The organism is Paraburkholderia sp. UYCP14C (genome assembly GCF_004197395.1).
Lineage (GTDB): Bacteria > Pseudomonadota > Gammaproteobacteria > Burkholderiales > Burkholderiaceae > Paraburkholderia.
In genome coordinates, this window is sequence record NZ_SELS01000002.1 from 189,867 (window position 1) to 211,006 (window position 21,140).

Genomic DNA, 21,140 nt, shown 5'->3' on the forward strand with positions numbered 1-21,140 from the left:
TCCCCCACTCCTCTTGTCTTGCCTGCTATCGCGCGATCAACGCGATGCCTCCGCAATCCGCGCGGCCAGCCCCGAATCGCGCTGCGTCGGCGTCGCGATCGCCTGCGCGAGCACGGCCCGCGCGCCGATCACCTCGACCCGTTCGCGCGCGCGAGTAATCGCCGTGTACACGAGTTCGCGCGACAGCACCCGGCTGAACACGGACGGCAGCACCAGCACCGCGTGCTCGAACTCCGAACCTTGCGACTTGTGGACCGTCAGCGCGAACGCGGTGTCGTGCGGCGGCAGCGCGGCCGGCGACACCGCGCGCACACCGCCGTCGCCGGTGCGAAAGTACACGCGCAACGCGCCGCCTGCGCCCGGCAGTGCAATGCCGATGTCGCCGTTGAACAGTCCCAGCGCGTAGTCGTTGCGCGTAACCATCACCGGACGTCCGGCAAACCACTGCGCGCCGACCGCTAGCGTGACACCCACGGCGCGGCGCACCTGCGTCGCCATCGCCGCGTTGACCTGATCGACGCCACGAGGTCCGAGCCGCGTCGCACAAAGGATGCGGAAGCGGTTGAGCGCGTCGAAGAGCGGCAACGGATCGGGTGCATCGGCGGCGAGCGCCGCGGCGAGTGCGTCGGCATACGGCGCGAAGCCAGCGGCAAGCCTTGCGATCGTGCGCTCGGCCAGAGCCGTGTGCGTATCTTCCTGCAGCGCCGCGGCGCAGACGTCGGTCGGGTCGATCTCCAATACGTCGAGCGCCGCGCTCGGTGAGCCGTTGCGAATCGCGACCGACAAACGGCCGATCGGCGACTCGAGACCGAACCGGTAGTTGCGCTCGAGCCAGACGACGCAGTCCGCGAGCGGGTTGCGTTGGTTCGCCGGTCGCGCATCGGGGTCGACCTGCCCGTCGGTCGCCGATGCCGCCTCGTCACCGAACAGATCGCCCGACGGGGATGGCTCGAACGCCTGCAGCGCCTCGGGCGGCACGAAGAAATCGTCCAACGGCAGTTCGCCGTCCCGACTCGACGCCCGCGGCAACGCCCGCGCGAGCCGCGCCTCGTCGATGTCGAGCGCCTGCGCGACCCGTCGCAATCCGCTCGCGCTCAACGCCGGCCGCGCGCTCAGTTCGGCGAACACCGCGCCGGCTTCGACCGCGGCGAGCTGGTCCTTGTCACCGAGCATCACGAGCCGCGTTTGCGGCCCGATCGCGTCGAGCAGATGCGTGGCCATCGCGACGTCGATCATCGACGCCTCGTCGATCACGACCACGTCATACGGCAACGGATTATCGCGATGATGCCGGTAGCGTCCGCCCGGCCCCGACCCCAGCAATCGATGCAGCGTGTACGAGGTCTGCGGCAAACGGGCGGCGAGTTCGGGCGGCAGCTCGCCCGCGCGCGCGAGCAACGCTTCCTGCATCCGTTGCGCCGCCTTGCCGGTCGGCGCCGCGAGCGCGATGCGCAGATCGGCATGCGCATCCAGCAGACACGCGAGCACGCCGACCACGGTCGTGGTCTTGCCGGTCCCCGGGCCGCCGCTGACGATCGTCAGCCGCCCCGACAGCGCCATCACGGCCGCAACGCGTTGCCAGTCGACGTCGCCGTCTTTCGGCGGGCCGAAGTAGCGCAGCAGGCGTTCGCGCAAAACGGCCGGGGCCGTGTCGGCGTCGGCATTCGCGTGGCTCGCCTCGCCCGTCGCATGCGCGACCAGCGCATGGGCCAGACGCCGCTCGTAGTCGAAGTAGCGCGCGAGATAAAGACGCCCCTGCGCGTCGATCACGAGCGGGCGCAACGCCGCCGCGCCCGCCGCGTCCACCGCGTCCGTTGCGCCGTCGCTTGCCATGCCGCTCGCGAGCAACGCCGCGCGCACTTCCGCGACCGATGCGTCGAAGCGGCGCGCGAGCGTCGCGAGCGGCACGCACACGTGCCCTTCGGCGGTCGCGCGGCTCGCGGCAAACGCGCCGCGCGCGGCCCACTTCACCACTTCAGTCGATGCGCCACCGCGCCGCGCAAGCATGCCGATCCGGCGCGCGAACCCTTCGGCGAGCGCGATGCTGAAATCGGCCGGCGCGGGCAGATTGACGCCGATGTCTTCGAGCCCGAGCGGCGCGGCCGCGCGCTCATCCAGCGTGCCGGACGTGCTCATGCGCCACCTCCGATCATCGCCGCGTCGAGCAGCGCCACGAGTTCGAACGGCGCGCGCCGCCGATGCACGCCGGCGGCGCCGTCGACATCGCGCCAGTCGGGCCGCACGCCGCGCACGAACAGATACAGATAGCCGCCGATATGCGTGTCGTACGCGTAATCGCGCACGCGCGTCTTCAGATAGCGGTGCAGCGCGACCGTATAAAGCAGCGCCTGCAGGTGATACGCGTGGCTCGCCATTGCCGCTTCGAGCGGCGCGGCCGCGTAGTCGGCGGCGGTGTCGCCGAGATGGTTCGATTTCCAGTCGACGATCCAGAAGCGGCCGTCGTGCTCGACGATCATGTCGATAAATCCTTTGACGAACCCGCGCAGCACGCCGGGCTCCAGCGCGACGTCGGGATAGCCGTAGTCGATCAGCAGCTCGCGCAGCGCCGGAAAATCGAGCGACGGTGCCGCGAACAGAAATTCGAGCTCGTTCAGGCGCCGACGCGGATCGAGCCGCGCGAGCGTCATGCCGGGCGTGAGTTCGGTCGCGACGACGTCGGCGATCAGCCGATGCATCATCGCGGGCAAACGCGCCGCGAGCTCGGGCGCGGCCGGCGCCGGACGCTCGCGCAAAGCGCCGCGGATCGCGTCGGGCCAGCTGCGCGCGTCGCTGAAATCGGCGAGTTCGAACATGCGATGCAGGCATTCGCCGGCCGCCGCCCCGCGCGGGAACGCGAGGATGTCGTCGTCGGCATGCGCCGGGGTGTCCACCACGGCGAGCGGCGCGAGCAGCGGCGCGGCTTCGAGCGCATCGGCGATTTCGTCGTGATCGGGCCGCACGTCCTCCTGCGGCGCGGGCGCGTGCGCCTCCCCGCTTCTGCCGCCTGCCGCGATCAGCCCGCTGAAGCTCGCCATGCGCCACTGATCACGCAACGGCCGCCGATTCGCGCGCGCGTGCAAACGCGCCCCCCGATCCTGCAGACTTTCGAGCGGCACGCGGCGCGTCACTTCGGGCAGCGACTGCAACGTGACCGGTCCGCCCGCGAGCGCGTGCCAGCTCGCCGCGAGCGCGGCTTCGTCGGGCGGCTCCGCGAGCCATGCGTCGAACGTTTGACCGTTGCCGCCGACGAGCCAGTTCAGCACGCTGCGGCGCGACTCCTTCGTCGATCGCGAGGACAGATAGGTGCCCGCGACCAGGTAGCAGCGATACACCGCGCGCGTGAGCGCCACATAGACGAGCCGCGCGCGTTCCGCCGCCTGCTCGCGCACCGCGTAGCGCGACGCGCGCTCGGCCTCCTCTTCGTCGCTGCCGTAATGCAGCACCGCGTCGCCGCTGTCGTCGTGATACTCGCGCGCATCGGGCAAGCCCGACGACGGCGGTTCGCGCAAGCCACCGTCGTTCAGGAACGGACAGAACACGACCGCGTATTCGAGTCCCTTCGATTTATGGACCGTGACGATCTGCACCAGATTGCGATCGGACTCGAGCCGCAGCTGAGCCTCTTCACCGCCGCCCCGCTCGCGCTGCGCGGCGAGCCAGCGCAAGGTCGGCGCGATGCCGGGCTGGGTGGCCGCGCGCGCCTGCACGAGCTCGGCGAGATGGTTCACGTTGGTCAGCCGACGCTCGCCGTCGACACCCGCGACGAGCCGCTGCGCGACGCGCAGCTCGCGCATCAGCGTGCGCCACATCACCGCGAAGCCGCGTTCGTGCCACAGCATCCGGTAGCGCGAAAAACGTTCGACCCAGCCCATTGCGTCGGCGGGATCGAGTGCCGGCGCGGTTTCATCCACGGCCGCGGCTGCGGGCGCCTCGGCGACCTGCGTGAGACGCCACAGCGCGGCGGCATCGAGCCCGAGCCAGTCGGTGGCGAGCGCGGCGCGCAGACGGCGCAGATCGCCGGGTGTGTCGATGGCGGCCAGCACGCGCTCGATCTGCTCGGCGTCGAGCGTCGCGAACACCGACGCCTGCGCAAGCTCCACGCTGCCGACGCCCCACGCCGCGAGCACGCGTTTGACGAGGCTGCCCTGCTTGTGCGTCTGCACGAGCACCGCGATATCGCCCGGCGCGAGCGGCTCGTCGCCGATCGTCACGACGCCTTCGCGCGCCCCTCGCAACAGCCGCACGATCTCGGCTGCGCACGCTTCGCTCGCGGCGCGCTGGGCGTTGCGTTTGTCCAGCGTGGCCTCGCCTCGCGGCAGCGTCCAGATGCGGAAATCGCCGCCGCTCGCGGCGGGATCGGCGAACGGTGCACGCCGCCGCTCGCCCGCGCGCACCGGCTGATAGTCGAGCCCGTCGAGCACGAACGCCTGGCGGTTCGCTTCGAAGATCCGGTTGCACGCGTCGACGATCGGCGCGGTCGAACGCTGGTTGACCGCGAGCGTGTAGCACGCCGATGCCGACCCGCGCGCCGCGAGGTACGTATGCAGGTCCGCCGCGCGGAAACTGTAGATCGCCTGCTTCGGATCGCCGACCAGGAACAACGGTCCCGACGGCGCGAAAATCCGGCTGAAAATCGCGAACTGCAGCGGATCGGTGTCCTGGAACTCGTCGATCAGCGCGGCCGGATAACGGCTGCGCAATGCATCGGCAAGCCACGAATGCGCGGCGAGCGCGCGATACAGATTCGCGAGCAGATCGTCGAACGACACCACGCGGCGCGTGCGCTTGCGCGCCACCAACTCGTTCGGCGCGTAGTCCAGCCACGTCTGCACGAGCGCGAGCCAGCGCGCGCGCTGCGCGGACTCGGCGGCGACTACGGCCGCGGCCAGTGCGTCGGCATGCTCGAAGAACGGATGCGCGGGCGGCTCGAACTTGACCTTGGTCGCCTTCTTCAATGCCGAGGCCGTCAGCTTCAACGCGGCGCGCGGCGGCGGCGCATGGCAGTCGCCCTGCGCGAAGTAGTCGGTCCACGCGGCGATCGCGGCGCTCACGTGATCGGGCTTGTGCGTGGTCTTGCTCAGCCGCTCCTGTGCCTCGGTGAGCAGCGCGACGATCGCATCGCGTTCGGCCTGCCAGATCGCGGACCCGGCATCGAAGCCGGCCTGCGGATCGGCGCTTGCGCCGTCCGCTTCGACGCTGCCCCAGCGCAATTGCGCGAGCGGCTTTTTCAGGCGCCGCGCCAACTGCTCGTCGAGCGACCCGGGACCGGCGCGCTTGGCCACCAGCCACGCGGCGAACGCCGGATGCGCATGCGCGACCGGCTCGACCTGCTCGCGCCAGAAATCGGCGGCGAGTTCGAAACGCAGTGCCGCGTCGTCGGCTTCCATCTCGAACTCAAACGGCATCGCGGCGGCGAACGGCGCTTCCTGCAACGCGCGCTGACAGAACGCGTGGATCGTGTGAATCGCGGCCTGATCGAACGTGCGCAACGCGCGGCGCACGACCTTCAACGCGGCCTCGCGCTCGATACCGCTCTGTGGTGCAAGCGTCGTTTCGAACAGCCGGCGGATGAACGGATCGTCGCCGTCGTCGTCCATCTCGATCGCGCGATGCAGTTCCGCGAGACGGCCGCGTATGCGCTCGTGCAACTCCGCGGTCGCGGCCTTCGTGAACGTGACGACGAGAATCTGATCGGCGTTCAGGTTCTTTTCGAGCAGCAGCCGCACGTACAGCGCGCAGATGTTCCAGGTCTTGCCGGTACCTGCGGACGCTTCGATCTGATTCACGCCGTCGAGCGGACAGGCGAACACGTCGAGCTCGTCGGCGACGAGACTTTGATGGCGCAGCGCGTCGCTCATGAGGCGCTCCGCAAGTGCTGGATCAGTGGCTTGAAGACGATCGCGGCGAGGCTGCCGAACGGTTCGTCGAGCGTGAGCTGGGTGCCGCGCAGCGCGATGCGCAACGCGGGGTCGTCGGATTCGCCGCGCACGCGGTCGTTGATCCACACCCCTTGCGCGGCCGATTCGCTTTCGCTGACCCTCGCCCATGCGCTTTTCGGGAAGAACCGTAATGGCAGCCGGCGGCCGGCATTGAAGAGCGCAGCCAACGGCGCGAGCTCGTCGAGCGGCGCCGCGACGGGCGCGAGCTCGAAGCTCTCGCCGCTGCCGTGCCACACGGTGCGACGCGGGCCGTCCGGCTGCGCCGCGCAATAGACCAGATGCGCGAGCCACGCCGACAGATAGTCGCGCGCGCTGGCTTTGGCATAACGAAAAATCACTTGTCCCGTTCCGGTCAGCAGGTTCAGCGTGCCGCGCAATTGCAGCGGCGTTTCGGCGGACTCGCGCAGCAGCGCGTCATGGCCGCCGAACAGGGAGACCGCGCTATCGATGCCATCGCCGCCTTGCGGCCAGCGCGGGGTGACATCGAGCACGAACGGCAAGCGTTCGACCCCGGCGGCCACTTCACGCCGCACGCTTTGCGCCAGTCGCCGCAGCGCGGATACTTCGCGCGCGCGCCACACCGCGCCGGTTGCGCCACCGGGCAGCTCGGGGCTCGCCTCGGCGACGCGCTGCACGCGGCTGAAGATCAGGTCGTCCGCGGTGTCGGCGTCGAGCAGCACCGGCAGCAGGCGCTCCGCGAGCGCGTCGCGGCCTGCGTAGTCGAGATCGAACGGCTCGGTGTCGAGCAACTCGCCCTGCGCATCCGACAACGCGATACCGAGCCGGTCGCGCAGCAGCGCGCGCGCCGGATGACGCCAGAAGCGCACGAAGTCGTCGAAGCCGATCTCGCGCAGGTCTTCCGGCGGCAGCGGTTGATCGAAGAACGGCGCGGCGGCGGGATGCTGCGGTTCGGCGAGCAGCGTGGCGAGCTCGGCGCGATCGGCGTCGTAGGTGAACAGGTCGGGCTTCGCCGCGAAGTAGTCCGACGCGAACGCCTGCAACGGATGCTCGACGACGAACTCGCGCCGCGCGGCGTCGACCTCGGCCGGACTCGCGTGCTCGCCCGCCGACACCTGGGCGAGATGATCGAGCAGTTCGTCGACGAGCGCGGCAGGAGGCAGAGGCGCGTTGTCGCGAATGCTGCGGCCCGTATAGGCGATGAAGAGCCGCTCACGTGCGGCTAGCAGTAGATCGAGAAACAGATTGCGCTCGTCGTCGCGGCGCTGACGGTCGCCGGCCTTGCCGAATGCGGCCATCAGATCGAATTCGTCGGCACGCGCGAGCGACGGCAGAACGCCGTCGTCCATGCCGAGCAGGCAGACCACACGGAACGGCAAACCACGCAGGCTGGTCAGCGAAGAAAACGTCACGCTGCCCCAGGGCACACCGCCGCGCGCGGGGTCGTCGAGCGCTTCGGTGAGCGCGGTGCGCACCACCGACGCCGGCAGCAATACATCATGCGCGCCGGCCTGCATCGCGGCGCTCATTGCATCGAGCGCGTCGCGCACGGCCGCAAGCGAATCGGCGAACTCGACGCCGCCGTCGAAGCACTGGCCGAGCGTTTCGAGCAGCAGTTGCAACCAGTCGGCCGGCGCGCGCTCGATCGCGCAGTTCGCCGCGAAGCTGTCGATATCGTCGACGAAGCGCGACAGACGGCCGAGCAATTCGGCGTCCGAACCGTCCGCGCCTTCGACCGGCAGCCACGCATCGACCGGCTCGCCGCCGGCCGGCATCGCATAGCCGAGGAAGAGGCGCGTCAGCGCATCGGCGAAGGTATGACGCGCGACCGGCACGTGCTCGCCGACCGGTTCGAGCGGCGCGAGCCCGCGCCGCGCGCCGGCGGCCGCGAGCCATTCCTGCGCCGCTTCGAGCGAATTCGCATCGATGCCGTAACGCACCGCGACCGCATCGACGCGCAGCCATTCGATCAGATCCGGCGCGCCGACGCTGCGCTCGGGCAGCGCGAGCCAGTCGAGCAACAGCCGCGCGACCGGATTGGCCTGCGAAGGCGGCAGGCCGGTAATGCGGTACGGGATGCGGCGCGTGTCGCCGGCGGGCGTGGTGCCGAACACCGCATCGATCAGCGGGCCGGCCGCCGCGAGATCGGACACGGCGACCAGCACGTCGGACGGCTGCAGATCGTCGAACTCGTCGAACCAGCCGAGCAGGCGATCGTGCAGCACTTCGAGCTGCCGCGACAGGCTATGGCACACGTGCACCTCGATACCGCGCTCGAGTGGAGGCTCGTCGGCGTCGGCTTCGTCGCGCAGCTCGAGGATGCCGTTCTGCACGGCGGCGAGCCAGCTCGGCTCGGGGTTCTCGGTAAACTCGCCGGTCTCGGCCGAGGCGGCGCTTTCGGTCAGCTCGTGCAGCATATGTAACTGCGCCTGAGTCTGACGTCCCCATTCGGCGAGCAGCGGATGGCCGACTTCCTGATAGTCGAGTTGCCCCGCCGCATCGAGTGCCTGCACGCGCCCTTCGCTGACCACGTCGAACCAGAACTCGCGGCACGGGTTCATCACGTACAGACGCACGTCGATCCAGCGCGACAGCGCACGCAGCAACGCGATATGCAGCGGCGGCATGGTCGGCAGCGCGAACACGCTGACCGCCTCGGGCCATTGCGCGTTCGAGATCGCCTCGAGATCGAGCCCGGCGATTTCATCGAGGAACCGATACGCGGGCGGCAGCGCGGCCGCGGACGTCTGCGCATGACCGCCGGCTTGCGCAAGTTCCGCGAGCACCGCGCGCCACAGCGCCGCCTGCCAGCGCTCGTCCTCGCGCGCCGCGTCGCTCGCGCCGGTTAGACGCGGACCGGTGTCGTCAGCAGCGCCGCTCGCGAAGATCGAGCCGCCCTTCTGCCATTGCAGCAGCCACTCGGGCCGATAAGTCAGATAGTGATCGAGCACGGTCGCGACCCGCCGCGCGAGTTCGTAGCGCATCGACGCGTCGGCGGCATCGAGATAGGTGCGCAGACGCGGCGACGCGTTCCACGGCTGCCCTTCGTTCGAGTCGTCAAGCAGCCGGTAGCAACGCCACACGAGCCGGTCCGGTGCGAACGGCGAATGCTTCGGCACCTCGATCACGCCGCCGATCTGCGCCCACAGCCATTGCGCGAGATAACCAAAGTTCACGTTCGCGCAGATACCCTGGCGCGCGGCGATATCGAGCTCGAGCCGCCGACGCACGGCCGCGCTCGGCACGATCACGGGCCGTGCGGTCCACGGGTCGGACGGCGCTTGCGCGAGGTCGTCGAGCAGCGCGCCGACCAGCGTTTCGTAGCGGTTCGAATAGAAGAGCTGAAGCATGGATTCCAGATGGCATTGGGCACGCGGATGACTCGCGAGCGTTGCGCGCGGGCCTCGGCGGACATTGAAGCGACAGCATAACAAACGATCCCCCAGGGCATAACCTGGCAGAATGGACGAGGTCAGAACGCGCACAAAATCAGTTAGACTCGACGGCAGTTTCGCGCTGTCTTTCCAACTGCGGTTTTCTCGGTGAATGGATTCAGGTAGTCGATGCGCTATTCGGTCGAAATAAGAAAATTCCTCTATAGCCAGTACTTTTATGGCGGCCTGCGCATCGCGGTCGGCGTGTCGTTGCCGGCCATCCTGTGCCTGATCGTGTTTCACGATCGCGAGCTCGGCTTCACGATCGCGACCGGCGCGCTCGGCGCCTGCGTCGTCGACATGCCCGGCCCGCTCAAGTACAAGCACAACGAGATGCTGGCCTGCACGGTGATCGGCTTTCTGTCCGCGCTCGCCACCGGCCTCGCCACCGTCAATCCGGTCGCGCTGTGGTGCACGGTCGTGCCGCTCACCTTCGTGCTGTCGCTGATCGTCGTGTACGGCAACCGCTGGCCGCAGATCAGCTTCGCGACGCTGTTCATGATGATCATGACGCTGGAGGAGCACTTCACGCCGCTGCAGGCGCTCGTCAACGCGTCGTGGATCCTGCTCGGCGGCCTCTGGTACACGTACTGGTCCACCTTCGTCAGCCACTGGATGATGCATCGGATCGAGCAGCAGGCGCTCGCCGAAAGCGTGTTCGCATGCGCGGACTATCTGCTCGCGCGCGCGGCCTTCTACGATCTCGACAACGATCTCGACGAGTGCTATCGCAACCTCGTCGACAAGCAGATCTCCGCGGTCGATCGCCAGGACGCCGCGCGCGACATCGTGCTGCGCAATCTGCCCAAATTGAAGCGCGGCAAGCTCGAACCACGCCGCGCGATGCTGTACAACCTGTTCATCAATACCGTCGATCTGCACGAGCTGTTCGTCGGCGCGCAAACCGATTACACGCTGGTGCGCAGCACGTTCGGCGGCTCCGATCTGCTGGTGTTCTATCGCGATCTGATCCGCAAGGCGGCCGAAGATCTCGAGGAGATTGGCCTCGCGGTGCTGCAGAACCAGGCGCCGCGCAGGCGCGTGAACGTGAAGGCGGAATTGCGCGCGATCGAGTATGAAATCGAACTGATGCGCAAGCAGGAGTTGCCGACGCAGAACCCGGAGGCGTATTCGGCGGTGTCGTCGAATTTCCGCCGCATCTGGAGCGCCACGCGGCTGATCGACAAGATGCGCCGAAGCCTCACCACGGAGCCGAGCGCGACCGAAACCGAACTGCGCATCGACCAGGCGCTGAGCCGCTTCGTGTCGAGCCGGCGCGTCCCGTTCGGGCAGATCTTCTCCAATCTGACGATGGCCTCGCCGAGCTTTCGCCACGCGTTGCGCGTGACGATCGCGGTCGCCGTGGGCTTCTGGCTCGGCCGCCTGCTGCCGCTCACGAACGCGTACTGGATCGTGATGACCACCGTGATCATTCTGAAGCCCGGCTACTCGCTGACCAAGCAGCGCAACGGGCAGCGGATCATCGGTACGCTGATCGGCTGCGCGGCGAGCATCGCGCTGATCATCTTCGTGAAGGAGCCGCACATCCTGATGGTCGTGATGTTCGCGTCGATGGTGATGAGCTACAGCCTGCTGCTGTTCAACTACACGGCGAGCGTCGTGTTCACGTCGTCGTATGTGCTGCTGCTGTTCCATCTGCTCGCGCCGGGCAGCATGCGCATCATCGGCGAGCGCGCGATCGACACCGTGGTCGGCTGCGCGATCGCGATCGCGGCGAGCCACCTGTTCCCGTACTGGGAATACCGGTTGATGGGCAAGCTCGTCAACAACATGATCAGCGCAACGCGGCAGTACCTCGAAGCGAGCTGGTGGTGGAGCGGCAAGCCGGCCGCGGCGGTGGTCGCGACGGTGACCGAAGCGGGCGCGCGTGCGCCGACGGCGGCGATGGCGGACCCGGCGATCGGCTTTGGCGGGCCGGCGCTCGCCATCGCTGGAGCCGAAGCTGAACTGGAGAGCGGCGGCGGTGCTCGCGGCGCTGGGCGCGCCAGCGCGGCGCAGCCGGTCGCCGACGCGGGGGTCGATGCGACCGCCGGCGAAGCCACCCAGGACACCACCACGATCCGCAACGCGACCGCGCGCCCGGCAAGCGGTGGATCGGCGGCCGCCGCCGCGGCGGCGACCGCGCTCGACCGCGATTACCGTTATCGGCTCGCGCGCAAGAACGTCCACGTTGCGTTCGCGAATCTCGGCCAGGCGTTCCAGCGGATGATGCTCGAACCGAAGTCCGCGCAAAAGTTCGTGCCGGAGTTGAACGGGCTGCTGGTGCGCAGCCACGTGCTGGCGTCGCAGATCACGGCCGCCGCGCCGCTGTTGCGCACTTCCGCGCAACAGCAGCAACAGGTCGAGGACATCTCGCTACAACCGCTGCAGCGCGCTTTGAGTCTCGTGCGCGACAACCTGAGCGCCGCCGAAGCCGGCACCGCGTTGCCCGCCGAGCAGAGCGAACAGATCAAACTGATGAGTCGCGAACTCGATGTGATGGTCGTCGAAGCCGAGAAATCGCCCGACTATTCGGCCGATGCCGTGCACGACACGAAGCTGCTCGCGCATCAATGCAAGCAGATGCTGGCGGCGTCCGCGCAGATTCGCAAGGATGCGAGCATGATCCGGCTGCCGGAGGAGTGAAGCAGCAAACGCGGTGGCGTTTATTGCGCGGCGCCGCTCGCCGGTTTCATCGCGTTGGCGGCCGCGGCCGCCTCCGAAGTCACCGACGGCGCCTGCGCGTTCTGGCTGTCGAACTCATGCTTTTCGCGGATCGCGTTGTAGAACAGCGTGGCGATCACGAGAAGGATCGCCACCACGATAAAGACGGCGATGCCGAAGGTCGGGTTCTTTTTGCGCGGCGGTTTGGTCATGAAGCGGGCTCGGTTCGCGAAGCAGTCGCGGATGGGTCGGGAAGGCGGCATTCTACGCCCAGTGGGCTTGCATGCGGCTTGCAGCCGACGGGAGCGGTAGGCATCGATTCGCGGCGGCGGGGCGCCCGCTTTGGTGGCAGCAAGCGGCGCACCCGGCGGTATGCGATTTGTCGCTTGCTGCCTGTGATTTTCGTTCGGTAATCCGGCGTTCGGAAAAGGCACTACAAGCGCCGTCACGAAGCGCGCCTGCGCCCTTCTTCAATCACGCGAGCCGATGCTCCTTGAGCCAGTCACGCAGCGCCGACAGTTGGAGCGACGATCATATGACGCGCGTCAGCCGTCATTTGTGACAGTCACGGCCGGCCGCACCGGCAACGCCGTCGAATACTTGATCTGCTCCATCGCAAAGCTCGAACTCACGTCGTACAGCGGCACGGCCGTGATCAACTGCTTGTAGATCCGGTCGTAGTCGTCGATATCGGAGACCACCACGCGCAGCAGATAGTCGGTCTCGCCGCTCATCCGGTAGACCTCGACCACTTCGGGAATATCGCGCACCGCCTGCGTAAACGCGGCGGCCCATGCCTCCGTGTGCTGGTTCGTGCGCACCGCCACGAACACCGTGGTGCCGACGCCGAGCTTGCGCGCGTCGCACAGCGCCACCTGGGCGCGAATCACGCCCGCCTCCTTCAGGCGCTGCAGGCGCTTCCAGCATGGTGTCTGTGACAGGTTCACGCGCTGCGCGAGTTCGGCTATCGGCATCGTCGCGTCTGCCTGCAGCAGTTCGAGCAGTTTCCGATCGATGATATCCATACCCATACCACCACCTCTTATAGGAAATTATTCTACTTTTCTGACGGTCGAGGAAATTATATGGAAACTCTTTCTCCGGGCAAACCGGTATAAATATCGATACCGAAAATTGCCGACCAGCAGCGCCCACGCTGCATCAAAACCATGAGCGACGACCTCCGCGCCACCGTTTTCGAGCACCTTCCCGACTACCTGAAGTCGCTGCCGGACCCTGCCCGACTTGAAGCCGCGACGCCGCCGACGCACACGCTGGGCGATCCCGCGCGCACGCCGCTCGAGCGCCTGCGCAACACGCTCGACGCGATGTTCGAAGCGTGCGCGACATTCCCGGAACCGTCGCATTCGACGTACTTCGCGCGCACCATGCGGCTCGCGCTCGCCGACGCGGCCGCCGACCCGGCGTTGCTCGCCCCGATGCAACGCGAAGGCTGCGCCGATACCTATCGGCGTCATCTGCTCGTCGCCGATCCGCAAGGCCGCTATGCGATTGCCGCGCTAGTCTGGCAGCCGGGCCAGGCGAGTCCCGTGCACGGGCATCACACGTGGTGCGGTTACGCGGTGGTCGAAGGCAAGCTGAGCGAAACGGTCTTCGAATGGGACGACGCGCGGCAATGCGCGAGCGCGCTGCGCGTCCAGGCACGCAAGCGCGGCGCGGTGTCGTTCGTACGCAGCGGCCGTGCCGCGATTCATCGGCTCGGCAACTGCAGCGATGCGCCGGCCGTGTCGCTGCATATCTATGGCGTCGAAGGCGCGCGGATCGGCACACACGTGAACGACATCGTGCGCATGGCCGACACGGCGGAGCTGGTTTGACGGCTGCGCGTCACGACGTGACATGAGATGACGCACCGTCACGTATTCGCGCGATGACTCACTAACGCAGTAGTCGCGCAATAGGAGCGCAGTAACGCGAACACAAAAGGACATTGCCGTCGTCGCACGGCCGCGAGGCAATCCCCCGCCTCAACTCTTCCCACTCGCATCGCCCGCCGTCGGAATCTGCGGCGGAATCGGCGCGGTCTGTCCGGTCGTCGGCGGCGCCGGACGCGGTTCGTGCGATACGTCACGCGCGGGCGCAAGGGGCACATGGGTCGACGCGCGCGCCGACGGGCCGGCCACGCCGACTTCATACTCAGCTTCGCGCGGATACTCGTGCGCCGCTTCGCGGCTTCTTTCGTGCGCGGGTTCGTGCGCCCTTTGAGGGGCTTTACCGTACCCGCCGTCGCGCGCCCGCTGATGCACCTCGCCGTGCGCATGCCTGATGTCATCGGCACCGGCATCCACCGGTGCGACGAACCCGGTCATCTCATCGTCGCGCAACGGCTCGCCCTCGCTATCCTTCGACGACGTGTACACCCGCATCTGCGCGACCGGAATCTCGATGCCCGCCTCGTCCATCTTGCGCTTGAGCCGCAAATTGAACGCCCGCGCGACACTCCATTGCTGCAGCGGCCGCGTCTTGATCTGCCCTTTGACGACCATCCAGTTCGGATCGAAGCGGTCGAGCCCCCACACCTCGATCGGCCCCAGCATCTCGCGCCGGTAGCGGAAATCGGCCATCAACTCCGCACCGACTTCGCGGATCAACTCCGTGATCTCGTCGACATCGGTCGAGAACGACATGCGCACCTCGAACACCGCGTAGGCGAAATCGCGCGACAGGTTCTTCACGATCTTGATCTGCGAGAACGGAATCGCGTGGATCGCGCCCTGTCCGTCGCGCAGCCGCACGGTGCGGATCGACAGATGCTCGACCGTGCCCGCATGGCCGCCATCGACGTCGATCCAGTCGCCGACCGAGATCGTGTCCTCGATGATGATGAACAGCCCGGTTATCAGGTCGGTCACGAGCGACTGCGCGCCGAAACCGATCGCCAGACCGATCACGCCCGCGCCGGCGAGCAGCGGCGTCACGTTGATGCCGAGATTCGCGGCAGTGACGATCCCGCCGATCGTCATGATCGTGACCAGCAACACGTTGCGCACCAGCGGCAGCATCGTGCGGGCGCGCGTGCTCGGGCTGCGCGCCTTGTTGCGCGGGCTGCCCGGATTGAGCGTCTCGGTGATCGCGGTGTCGACCAGAATCCACAGCAGCCACGCGATGAACACAGTGGCGACGATCGCCGTCATCGCATGCGCGATGCCGCGCGCCGCCACGTTCCTCTCGATCACCGCGGCCAGCGACACGCCCCACAGACGCGCCGCGAATTCGAAGAAGAACAGCCAGATGAACAAGGTCAGCAAGGTGCCGCAAAAGCGCAGCAGCCGCGTCAGATACGGCGAGCGGCGCCGCGCGCGGGCGCTGCGCGGGCGCGTCATGCGCAGCACGATCGCCGACAGGAAGAACGCCAGCACCAGCAACAGCGCGGTGACGATCGAGATCTGCAGCACGTTTTCGCTGGAGCCGGAGCCGCCGAGCGTAGCGACCACCGATGCGGCCGCGAGCACCAGCACCGGCACGTGCCACATCGCCGCGAGCACCTCGAACGCATCGGTCGCGGCCTTGTGGTCGTTGCGCTGTTCGTACGGCCGGTTGCGGATCAGGTGCGCGACCGGCCGGCGGAACGCCAGCGCGAAATAGCCGGTCAGCACGGCGGCCGTCATGTTGGCCGCGGTCGAAATCAGCGCGGCGAGGTTCGTGCCGAGTTGATGCTCGACGTCGTAATTGACGGCCGCGTCGCCGAGCGCGCCGCACACGCCGATCACGAACAGCACGCGGCGCGCGTGATCGATCAGCTGGCGCACCGCGACGCGCCGGTGGCCCGAGCCGAACAGTGAAAACATGATCAAACAGATCGCGGAAAACACCGCGCCCGCGACGATCGCATATGCGACCACCATGCCGAGCGTGCGGCCGAGCGAATCGGGCATCGCGCGCATGAACAGCAGCGCCGCGATGAAAGCGATGATCCACGGACCGACGCGGCGCAACGCGAAGATCAGCAGCTCGCGCGTGGTGGGATTGGGCCGCAGCACGAATTCGATGCCGAAGCGCCGGTGCACGCGGTGCTGCAGATAGATCAGCGCTCCTGCACAGGCGCCCCAGCCGGCCAGCATCCCCAGCATGGCCAGCAGGATCGTGCCGATACCTTCGCGTCCCTGGCCCGAGACGATCGTATACAGCTCGTTACCGGCCGCGGTCACGCGCCCGCCCCAGTAGCGCACCGGCGTGCGGCCCTGATGCACATCGGATTCGAACGACGCGATGCCCGACGCGATCGCGCCGAGCAGGCCCGGGCTAGGTTGTACGGACGCGGGCGCGGGCGGCCCGACGGTTTGCGCGGCGCTTTGCGATACGTCGCGCAGCTTTTTCAGCTGGGCGACCAGCGCGCTGCGCTGACGGTCGTTGTCGAGCGTGGTGATCACACTGTCGAGCGAGCGCGCAAGCTCCGCCTGGCTGGCGGGCGACGGCGCTGACGCCGCCTCGGGCGCCGACGCACCCGAGGCCGCGGACGCGGGCGTCGCGTTCACCGTCGCGCTGTTGATCAGGCTCTGCAACGCCGGAATCACCGGCGTGCCGCCGCCGACCGCGGGACCCGCGGCTTGCGCGATGCGCGGCAGCGCGCCGAGGCACAGAAGCAGCGCGACGCACAGCAGTGCGGTGAACCAACCGACGGTATTTGCGCCTGCGCGCGGACGGGCGTCGCCGCTGGCAGTGTCGCGAACGGTGTGATCGGAGGAAAGATGGGGGGCGGTGAGAATCGCCGGCTGCTGCCCGCCGCCAGACGGCGCAGCCTCGGACTCACGCCGCGACGGGCATGACTGCATGGCAATCCGTGAGAAAACGGCAGACGCCAGTGTAGCCGCAGTTTCGCCCGGCGCGCCCGAACATGCGTAACCGAATGTTAGTACGCTTGCGCGCCCGGCGAATTCGACGGCCGGCGCTCCGGCGGCCGGCGCTCCGGTACGCGGGTCGCCAGTCAGTACGCGACCGTCGCGATCTGGCGGATGAAGCGGCCCTGCTCCAGTTCGTCAACGAAGGCGACAGCGTAGTCTTCGGCCGAAATGCGGCTGTTGCCACCCGCATCCGCGATCAGCGTGTTCGCGCCCGTGCGGAACTGGCCGGTGCGCTCGCCCGGCGCGATCAGCGCGGCCGGCGCGAAGAAGGTCCAGTCGAGATCGGTCACGCCGCGGTAGTAGTCGAACGCGTCGCGGTGCGCGAGCGCAATGCCCTTGTACGCGTCCGGAAAACCGTCGGTGTCGACCAGTTGCTTGCCGGGCGCGACTTCGAGCGAGCCCGCGCCGCCCACCACGACGACGCGTTTGACCCCCGCCGCGCGCACCCCTTCGACCAGCGCGCGGGTGGCTTGCGTCAGCGTGGCAAGATCGCCTTGCGGCGGTGCGTACGCGCTTGCGACGACGTCCTGCCCGCGCACCGCCGCGCCGACGCTCGCGGCGTCGAGCAGATCGGCCTGCACGGCGCGCAGATTCGCGACGCCGGCCGGCACGCGCGCCGGATCGCGCACCAGCGCCGTGACCTGATGCCCGCGACGCGCGGCTTCCGCGGCAATCCGCGAACCGATCATGCCGGTCGCGCCAAACAAGGCGATCTTCAGTTGCTTGCTCATATCAGCGTACTCCTCAGGTTGTCTTATATGTAACTCTTGTAGTTACATATAACGAGAAAAAAAGCGGGGTGCTCACCCCGTTCGTTTGTTATGCAAGCATGCCGGAACCATTCGTCCCGCGCGCTGCGACATTGCGCTTCTTTCGTTCACTGCCGACGCGTGTTGCGCGCGAAGTCGCGCTCAAGCGCGACGTTTGCGCTCGCGCTGCTTCTCCGAGCGGACCACGTCGGCGGTCGCGTCGGCGAGCGTGCGTGCCGCCAGCGCCGCTTCCATCGCCTGCTGCGCTTCGTCGATGATGCCGCTCAGCACGCTCTGGATATTGCGCCCCACCATGCACGCGGGATTCGGCTCCTCGCGATGCAATGCGAACAACTGCGCGTCTTCCACGGCGCGATAGACGTCGAGCAGCGTGATCTGCTCCGGCCGCCGGGCGAGCAACGCACCGCCACCGGCGCCCATCTGCGACGTGGTGAGACCGGCGTCGGCGAGCATGGTCAGCAGTCGCCGAATCAGCGCGGGATTGGTGTTCACGCTGCCCGCGATCATCTCCGACGACAACGGCACGCCGCCCTGTAACGACAGCAGCGCGAGCACATGCACGGCAAAGGCAAACCGGCTACTGGTGTTCACGGCAGATCCGTCCCGCAACGACAATGTGTAAGCATCGTAATTACATATAGCTCAAAAGTCAAACTGCGGAAGCCGGATCGAACGGCGCGCGGGTCATTTATCCATCTGCTTCTGCGCGTCGGACGAATCGGTCGACGCGGTCGACGAAGCCGGCGAGCCCGCATTCTGCGCCGACCACGCCTGCAGCTTGCGCCCCGCCGTTTCGAGGCCCTGGCCCGTGATCGACGCGGCCTTGCCGAGCTGCGCGTTGGCGGCGCTCGCCGCGTTCTGCAGGTTGGCCTGCGCGGTCGATGCGAGCGCGGACGGGTCGATCCTGATTGACGGCGCGGAGGCCGAGTCGAGGTTCTGCTGCGCGGCGTCCTTGGTCGCGTTGACCTGTTGGCCGACATAGCTCGCGGCCTGGTCGAGCTTCTGACCGGCAAGCTGCGCGGCGTCGTTGAGCTTGCCCGCGACCTGGCCGGCCGACGCGTCGTTCTTCTGGCACGCGGCCAGCGCGCCGAACACGAGGACCACGACCGCCGCGCGGCGCACTAACGATGAGGAAGGAGATGAAATCATGATCAGGAAGGAGCCGCATCGGGCGGCTCGCAGATGCGAAGACGTACCCATGATACCGCCGTTGCGCCGCGCGGCCGCTTCGAATCGCCCCGATAGACTCGCCGGGCAATGACCGGCATCCATCAGCATCTCAGTGTCCCGTTGATCGACTGGAGGCATGCGATGACGGCTATAGGAAATCTCGCCGTCGGCGTCATCCGCGCCGCAAGATCGAACGCTCGCTAGCGCGTACTGATTCCTCGCACCGCGTCGATCGAAGCCACGGGCGACCCGCCGCCTGCGCCCAGGCCAGACGCCGCAGCGCCCTGCACGCTCTCACGCGCACCGCGCACCGCTGGAGCCGGAGTTGGACCCGCAGCCGCGAGCTCAGGCGCACGAACCACCGCCGGTTCGGCGCCCGCGGCACCCGCCTCCGGAAGCGACAGATAGAACGTCGTGCCCATCCCTTCCTTCGATTCCGCCCACACGCGGCCGCCGTGCCGCTCGACCATCCGTCGCACCAGCGCGAGGCCGATGCCCTCGCCGGCCGCCGCAGTGCCGTGCAAGCGCTGGAACGCGGTGAACAGACGCGGCAGCGCGATCGCCGGAATGCCGAGGCCGTTGTCGCGCACGTAGAAGATCCGCAGCGAATGCACGCCCGGCGGCGCGGGCGTCGTGCCGATTTCGATGCGGCCCTCGCGCGCCGGATCCAGATAGTTGACCGCATTGCCGAGCAGGTTCGCGAAGATCTGTTCGAGCGCGGTCGGATCGCCCCATACCGCGGGCAGTACGCCCACCGTCACGCGCGCGCGCCGCGCGCGGATCGAGCCCTGCATCGCATCGACGACGCGCTGCACGATGTCGCGCACATCGACCTTCTGGCGCCGGTACTCGACACGTCCGACGCGCGACAGGCGCAGCAGCGCGTCGATGATGTGCGACGCGCGCAGCACCGCGGTCTGCAGATAATGCAGCGCCTCGCCGATGTCCTCGTCGACGATCCGCTCGATCCGTTCGCGCGTGCTGATCGCGAGCGACGAGTCGCGCACCGCCTCGCGCAACTCGTCGCCCGCGCGGATCAGCTCCTTCGAAAATCCCTGCAGGTTCACGAGCGGCGCGCGCAGGTCGTGCGACACGCTGTAGATGAACATTTCGTTTTCCTGAGTCTGCTGGCGCAGCGTCTCGTTGATACGCACGAGTTCGGCGGCGCGGCGCTCGAGGTCCGCGTGAAAGCGCGCCTCGATGCGCTCGGCTTCGAGCAGACGGCGGCTCGTCTCGTGCAAGGTCAGATCGAGTCGCGCGATTTCATCGCGGCCCGCGCCGAGCGGCGCAAGCGGCTCGTTGCCGGCGAGCCGGCCGGCGTTGTCGGATAGCAGCGCGAGCCGGCCGCGCACGCCGCGCGTGAACATCCAGATGGCCAGCGCGACGAACAGCAGCGAGCCCAACGCGGCCGCGACGATCAGCGTCTGTTCCCGTTCGCGCACGGCGGCGACGGCGCTCGAGCGCGAGGTATCGAGGCGGCGCTCCTCCGCCTGGAACGAGGTCACCTCCAAACGGAAATGATCGAGCACGTCGGCCTGGGCGAGATCGTGGAAGCGCGCGAGAATCTCGCCGCGCCGCCCGGCGTGCAGCAGGTCCTGGATCCGGTCGGACCACTGGCGGTACGCCTGCACCGCCTGGCGCATCTCGACCGCGCGCTCGACCTGCGCGGGGTTGTCGGCGACGAGTTCGGCGAGTTCGTCGATGCGTCGGTCGACGTCCACCCATACCGCGACCGGCGTCGTGAAGTGCGCGTTGTTGGCGAGCACCGCGCCGCGCAGCGCGACCGATTCGGACAGCACCGGATCGAGAATCGCCGTGGTCTGGCGCAGCACCTCCTCGCTATGCATCGCCCAGCGCTCGGCCGACGTCGCATCGGCCTGCGCCTTCACGAGGCCGGTGAGCAGCGCGAGTTCGAAGACGGCCGGGATCGCGATCAGCAGCAGGCCTTTAGTGGTCAGTCTCATGCGTGCCCATGGGAGGGGTTGGCCGGCGGATCATGCACGGAGTCGGCACATTATGTCGGCGTTTGCGCGGGAAAAGAAAGAGGGGCACGAACCCGCCAACGGCCGCCTCCCCCGCTCGCGGACGACGCGCCAGGATTGGGCATCAGCGCGTCGAGCCAGCGTCTCATCGCGTCAGGAATCCGAATGAAGATGTAATTGAAATCGAATATTTCGCCCTCGTCTGGGTCATCCCGCGCCGATGCGTCGATTCGTGCACTTTTCTTGTGCTTTCGATGTCTGTTTCGGTGCATGACGCGCTCGGGCGGCGCACGCTTCAAAATCATTCGAATTCCCATCCCGGTGCCGATTGCACCGCATCGACGCGCGTCGCACAACTTTG

General features: G+C 67.8%; 12 protein-coding genes. 2 read left to right on the forward strand and 10 right to left on the reverse strand.

Annotation, left to right across the window (positions count from 1 at the left end; genetic code table 11):
- Positions 1 to 36: 36 nt before the first annotated feature.
- The 3 genes from EVC45_RS02635 to recC are packed head-to-tail and all read right to left on the reverse strand — an operon-like array spanning position 37 to position 9,247.
- Positions 37 to 2,136, reverse strand: a complete 2,100-nt coding sequence (locus EVC45_RS02635) for an AAA family ATPase (protein ID WP_129956477.1) — start codon at positions 2,134 to 2,136, stop codon at positions 37 to 39.
- Positions 2,133 to 5,858, reverse strand: coding sequence for an exodeoxyribonuclease V subunit beta (gene recB, locus EVC45_RS02640; protein WP_129956478.1), 3,726 nt, complete (start codon positions 5,856 to 5,858; stop codon positions 2,133 to 2,135). The genes EVC45_RS02635 and recB overlap by 4 nt, the downstream gene beginning before the upstream one ends.
- Positions 5,855 to 9,247, reverse strand: a complete 3,393-nt coding sequence (gene recC, locus EVC45_RS02645) for an exodeoxyribonuclease V subunit gamma (RefSeq protein WP_129956479.1) — start codon at positions 9,245 to 9,247, stop codon at positions 5,855 to 5,857. The genes recB and recC overlap by 4 nt, the downstream gene beginning before the upstream one ends.
- Positions 9,248 to 9,460: 213 nt before the next feature.
- Between recC and EVC45_RS02650 the strand changes: the two genes are divergently transcribed.
- Positions 9,461 to 11,977: an FUSC family membrane protein gene (locus EVC45_RS02650; RefSeq protein ID WP_129956480.1), complete on the forward strand. Its 2,517-nt coding sequence runs from the start codon at positions 9,461 to 9,463 to the stop codon at positions 11,975 to 11,977.
- 20 nt (positions 11,978 to 11,997) lie between these two features.
- Here the strand turns inward: EVC45_RS02650 and EVC45_RS02655 are convergent, their stop codons facing one another.
- Together EVC45_RS02655 and EVC45_RS02660 are read right to left on the reverse strand one after the other, a co-directional pair.
- Positions 11,998 to 12,207 (reverse strand): hypothetical protein, encoded by a 210-nt coding sequence (locus EVC45_RS02655; RefSeq protein WP_129956481.1) that lies wholly within the window; start codon positions 12,205 to 12,207, stop codon positions 11,998 to 12,000.
- Positions 12,208 to 12,540: 333 nt separating this feature from the next.
- Positions 12,541 to 13,026, reverse strand: a complete 486-nt coding sequence (locus EVC45_RS02660; protein ID WP_129956482.1) for an Lrp/AsnC family transcriptional regulator — start codon at positions 13,024 to 13,026, stop codon at positions 12,541 to 12,543.
- A gap of 138 nt (positions 13,027 to 13,164) precedes the next feature.
- On the opposite strand from EVC45_RS02660, the gene EVC45_RS02665 reads away from it, so the two are divergent.
- The gene (locus tag EVC45_RS02665) at positions 13,165 to 13,833 is read left to right on the forward strand and encodes a cysteine dioxygenase family protein (RefSeq protein WP_129956483.1); all 669 of its coding nucleotides are present in this window, start codon (positions 13,165 to 13,167) and stop codon (positions 13,831 to 13,833) included.
- Between the two features lie 150 nt (positions 13,834 to 13,983).
- Here the strand turns inward: EVC45_RS02665 and EVC45_RS02670 are convergent, their stop codons facing one another.
- From EVC45_RS02670 to EVC45_RS02690, 5 genes are all read right to left on the reverse strand, one after another.
- On the reverse strand, positions 13,984 to 16,788 hold the full coding sequence (locus EVC45_RS02670; RefSeq protein ID WP_129956484.1) for a mechanosensitive ion channel family protein: 2,805 nt from the start codon (positions 16,786 to 16,788) through the stop codon (positions 13,984 to 13,986).
- Positions 16,789 to 16,940: 152 nt separating this feature from the next.
- Positions 16,941 to 17,588 carry an NAD(P)-dependent oxidoreductase gene (locus EVC45_RS02675; protein ID WP_129956485.1) on the reverse strand — a complete coding sequence of 216 codons (648 nt, stop codon included), beginning with the start codon at positions 17,586 to 17,588 and terminating at the stop codon, positions 16,941 to 16,943.
- A gap of 180 nt (positions 17,589 to 17,768) precedes the next feature.
- Positions 17,769 to 18,218 carry an Rrf2 family transcriptional regulator gene (locus EVC45_RS02680; RefSeq protein ID WP_129956486.1) on the reverse strand — a complete coding sequence of 150 codons (450 nt, stop codon included), beginning with the start codon at positions 18,216 to 18,218 and terminating at the stop codon, positions 17,769 to 17,771.
- 93 nt (positions 18,219 to 18,311) lie between these two features.
- Positions 18,312 to 18,776: a hypothetical protein gene (locus EVC45_RS02685; protein ID WP_168991388.1), complete on the reverse strand. Its 465-nt coding sequence runs from the start codon at positions 18,774 to 18,776 to the stop codon at positions 18,312 to 18,314.
- A gap of 221 nt (positions 18,777 to 18,997) precedes the next feature.
- Positions 18,998 to 20,761, reverse strand: coding sequence for an ATP-binding protein (locus EVC45_RS02690; RefSeq protein WP_129956487.1), 1,764 nt, complete (start codon positions 20,759 to 20,761; stop codon positions 18,998 to 19,000).
- Between the last annotated feature and the right edge of the window lie 379 nt (positions 20,762 to 21,140).

What these genes read in the sequence shown, in the direction of transcription:
- EVC45_RS02635 (WP_129956477.1), bottom strand. Translation starts at nt 2,136, where the DNA reads ATGAGCACGTCCGGCACGCTGGATGAGCGCGCGGCCGCGCCGCTCGGG.
- recB (WP_129956478.1), bottom strand. Translation starts at nt 5,858, where the DNA reads ATGAGCGACGCGCTGCGCCATCAAAGTCTCGTCGCCGACGAGCTCGAC.
- recC (WP_129956479.1), bottom strand. Translation starts at nt 9,247, where the DNA reads ATGCTTCAGCTCTTCTATTCGAACCGCTACGAAACGCTGGTCGGCGCG.
- EVC45_RS02650 (WP_129956480.1), top strand. Translation starts at nt 9,461, where the DNA reads ATGCGCTATTCGGTCGAAATAAGAAAATTCCTCTATAGCCAGTACTTT.
- EVC45_RS02655 (WP_129956481.1), bottom strand. Translation starts at nt 12,207, where the DNA reads ATGACCAAACCGCCGCGCAAAAAGAACCCGACCTTCGGCATCGCCGTC.
- EVC45_RS02660 (WP_129956482.1), bottom strand. Translation starts at nt 13,026, where the DNA reads ATGGGTATGGATATCATCGATCGGAAACTGCTCGAACTGCTGCAGGCA.
- EVC45_RS02665 (WP_129956483.1), top strand. Translation starts at nt 13,165, where the DNA reads ATGAGCGACGACCTCCGCGCCACCGTTTTCGAGCACCTTCCCGACTAC.
- EVC45_RS02670 (WP_129956484.1), bottom strand. Translation starts at nt 16,788, where the DNA reads ATGCAGTCATGCCCGTCGCGGCGTGAGTCCGAGGCTGCGCCGTCTGGC.
- EVC45_RS02675 (WP_129956485.1), bottom strand. Translation starts at nt 17,588, where the DNA reads ATGAGCAAGCAACTGAAGATCGCCTTGTTTGGCGCGACCGGCATGATC.
- EVC45_RS02685 (WP_168991388.1), bottom strand. Translation starts at nt 18,776, where the DNA reads ATGATTTCATCTCCTTCCTCATCGTTAGTGCGCCGCGCGGCGGTCGTG.
- EVC45_RS02690 (WP_129956487.1), bottom strand. Translation starts at nt 20,761, where the DNA reads ATGAGACTGACCACTAAAGGCCTGCTGCTGATCGCGATCCCGGCCGTC.